Source organism: Stenotrophomonas sp. 3diitr2024 (genome assembly GCF_042136455.1).
GTDB classification, from domain to species: Bacteria; Pseudomonadota; Gammaproteobacteria; order Xanthomonadales; family Xanthomonadaceae; genus Stenotrophomonas; species Stenotrophomonas sepilia.
In genome coordinates, this window is the sequence record NZ_JBHHMJ010000229.1 from 1 (window position 1) to 3277 (window position 3277).

At 68.4% G+C, this 3277-nt stretch carries 3 protein-coding genes; 2 read left to right on the plus strand and 1 reads right to left on the minus strand.

The window, feature by feature from the left end:
- The coding region (locus ABGA94_RS05195) for an alpha/beta hydrolase family protein (protein WP_375366579.1) at nt 1-1029 on the plus strand (1029 nt) is incomplete at its 5' end.
- 54 nt (nt 1030-1083) lie between these two features.
- Nucleotides 1084-1755, plus strand: a complete 672-nt coding sequence (locus ABGA94_RS05200) for a VOC family protein (protein ID WP_111128150.1) — start codon at nt 1084-1086, stop codon at nt 1753-1755.
- 1 nt (nt 1756) lies between these two features.
- Here ABGA94_RS05200 and ABGA94_RS05205 read toward each other — a convergent pair whose 3' ends face one another.
- On the minus strand, nt 1757-3169 hold the full coding sequence (locus ABGA94_RS05205) for a TPM domain-containing protein (protein ID WP_111128158.1): 1413 nt from the start codon (nt 3167-3169) through the stop codon (nt 1757-1759).
- Nucleotides 3170-3277: the final 108 nt, after the last annotated feature.

Genomic DNA, 3277 nt, shown 5'->3' on the forward strand with positions numbered 1-3277 from the left:
GTCGGCGCCGCCCGCGAAAGCGGCGTCGCCGGCGAGCGCCACGGCACGACGACGCTGGCCAGCGCCGCCGTGCGCGACGCAGAGCACCGTGACGCGCTGCGCTACACGGTCTGGTATCCGGCACCTGCAGGCAGCCGGGAAACCGCGCTGACCATCGGTCCACCCGACGCGCCGCTGTTCGACGTCGGCCGGTCGTCCAAGGATGCGCCGGTCGCCGGTGATCGCCTGCCGACCTTGCTGCTCTCCCATGGCAACGGCGGCAGCGCGCGCATGATGGGCTGGCTGGGCACCGCGTTGGCGCGGGCAGGCTATCTGGTGATCGCAGTCGATCATCCGGGCAACAACGGCGTTGACAGCATGACCCTGCCCGGCAGCGTACTGACCTGGCTGCGCGCCGATGACCTGCGTGCCGCACTGGCGGCTGTGCAGGCCGATCCGGTGCTGGGCCCGCATGTCGATCCTGAGCGCCTGGGGGTCGCCGGATTCTCGGCCGGCGGCTACACCGCACTGGTGGCGGCCGGTGCGCGACCGGACCTGCAGCGACTGCTGGCCTTCTGCACGGCGCATCCGGATGACGGCGTCTGCCGGCCCCAGCAGGAAGCGGCCACGCACACGATGGAGGCGCGTGTTGCCGCTGCGGCGTCGCCCGAGCTGTCGCCGTGGATGTCCCACGCCAACGACGCGCGCGCCATTCCCGGCGTGCGCGCGGTGTTCCTGCTGGCACCGGCAATCGTGCAGGCCTTTGCGCCCGAGCAGCTCTCCTCGCTGGAACAGCCCGTGTCGATCGTACTGGGCGAGGCTGACACGGTTGCGCCACCGCAGAGCAATGGCGAGGCTGCGCGTGCGGTGATTGCGGGCGCTGCACTGCAGGCGCTGCCCGGTGTCGGCCATTACGATTTCCTCGCCGCATGCACCCCGACCGGACAGCGGCGGCTGCAGGACCTGTGCAGGACGTCGGTGCCGAAGGCGCAGACCCACGCGCAGGCAGTGGACGCAGCAATACGATTCTTCAACCATTCACTGCGCTAGTGGCCGCCGGGCAGGCCCCAGCGCTACAGTGAGCGCGTCCATGGAGAATCGGTCATGCGCCTGCTTCACCTCACCCTGCCGGTGTCCGACGTCGCCACCGTCGCCGCGTATTTCCACGATGTGCTGCAGCAGCGCGTGGTCGGCAACCATGTGCACATCGGCTGGAGCACGATCGAACTGCAGGCGGCGGGTGATCACCCCGTCGGTGGCGTGCACCTGGCCTTCAACGTACCGGACAACCGCTTCGGCGGGGCGATGGCCTGGTTGCGCGAACGTACCCCGCTGCAACGTAATCCTGAGGGCCTGGATTACTTTGCGCTGGAGAGCAGCTGGCAATCGCAGTCGGTGTACTTCACCGGCCCGGACGGCCTGATCCTTGAACTGATCGGCCGCCGTCGCTTGCCGGCCAGCGCGCGCGAAGGCGTGTTCCATGGCAGCGAGCTGACCTGCCTGAGCGAGGTTGGCCTGCCCAGCCACGATGTCGATGCGGTGCGCGAACAGTCCAGCCAGCGCTTCGGCCTGCAGCCGATCAGCCCGCCGTCGCCGCAGTTCGCGCCGATGGGCGACGACGAGGGCCTGCTGATCATCGTCGCCGCCGACCGTCGTTGGTTCCCCGAGCAGAAGGACCTGCCCAATGCGCAGGGCGTGCAGCTGCAGGTGGGTGATGTGAGCGGCAGCGGCGAACTGCGCGATGCCGCGCTGGGCTGGCGGGTGTGGGCGGCCTGAACTACCAGCTGCCCGAAGCGCCGCCGCCGCCGCTGCGACCACCACCACCGGACCAGCTGCCGGAACTGCTTGAGGACGAACTCGACGACGAGGTGCTGGACGAGGAACGGTAGCCTTGGGACGACCTTCGTCCGCTGCGTGCTTTTTCGCCGGGCAGCAGGGTGAACACCCAGATGAAGTACAGGAACAGCGTGCCTACGCTGGACACGATCGTCGCCAACACGCGTGCGTTCTCGTCGCTGGCCCGGTCGATGGCCAGCAGCGCGCCCAGCGCATAGCCGCCGGTCAACAGCACCAGCACCACCAGGCGCACGGCGAAGCTGTTGCGGTTCTTCCGCCAGCGCGCGCGGCCGGCCTGCACCAGGAAGAACACCAGCATGGCGGCAATGGCGACCGCCAGGTTCAGCAACGTGTGCAGGGCAAGGCTGGGCGGCAACTGACCACGAACCAGCATCACCATGAAGAAACCGATACTGACGGCCAACATGCCGGACAGCACGATGCGCACACCACGGCTGCGACGCCAGCACCACCCCAGCAGCGCCGCCACCGGTACGGCCGGTAACAGCACGAAGAACAGCGCAGGCAGCACATGCCGCGGCAGCAGCAGCGTCGCCGAAACCAACCCAGCGGCCATCACTGCCGTTACCAGCAACGGTCTGCCCCAGGCAGGCAATGTCGGCCAATTCGGCCTGGGCATTGCCGCATTGGCTGCCAGTGCCTTGCGCCGCCGCTCACGGCGCTTACCGCTGAACTCGGCCTCGGTCCTGGTGGCCAGCAGGCGTGGCGGTGATCGCCACAGACCGGCCAGGAACCCCACCAGCAACGTCAGGGCAACGACCGAATCCCCTGTACGCCAATCCGCTGGCAACAGGTTGCGTGCGGATGAATCCTGCTCGGGCGGCAGCGGCTCGCCATCGATCAGCGCCACCAGCACCCTGCTGCCGTCCAGCACGCCCTGGTCCAGGTCTCCTTCGCGCAGGCGCGGCACGATCGCCTTGTCGATGATGCGCGCGGCATAGGCATCGGGAATGGTGCCTTCCAGGCCATAGCCGGTCTGGATGCGTACACGCCTGTCCTGCACCGCCACCAGCAGCAACACCCCGTCATCGACACCGGCGCGGCCCAGCTGCCACTGGTCGAAGACACGCTGTGCATAGGCTTCGATGCCGTCATCGCCAACACTGGGCACCACCAGCACCTGCAGTTGCGCGCCTTTGCGTGCCTGCAGCTGCAATGCCTGCTCGCGCAGCGTGGCGCGGGTGCTGGCGGACAGTGCGTTGGCGGTGTCCACCACCGGGTCGTCCAGTGCCGGAATCGGGGCCGCCGCCAGCACTGGCAGCGGCAGCAGGCAGAGCAGCAGTGCCAGCCCTACCCACTGCCATGCGTTGCGCCACGGCAGCACCCGGCTCATGTGGACGCCGTGCCTTGCAATGGCGGTGCTGTGCATCATGCGAAACGGCATCCGTGTATGTCCTTGCCCCATGAACGGAAAAGCCGGCCGGATTACCCCGGCCGGCCT

Excerpts from the sequence above, each read along its gene's own strand:
- ABGA94_RS05200 (WP_111128150.1), top strand. The coding sequence starts at position 1,084 with ATGCGCCTGCTTCACCTCACCCTGCCGGTGTCCGACGTCGCCACCGTC.
- ABGA94_RS05205 (WP_111128158.1), bottom strand. The coding sequence starts at position 3,169 with ATGAGCCGGGTGCTGCCGTGGCGCAACGCATGGCAGTGGGTAGGGCTG.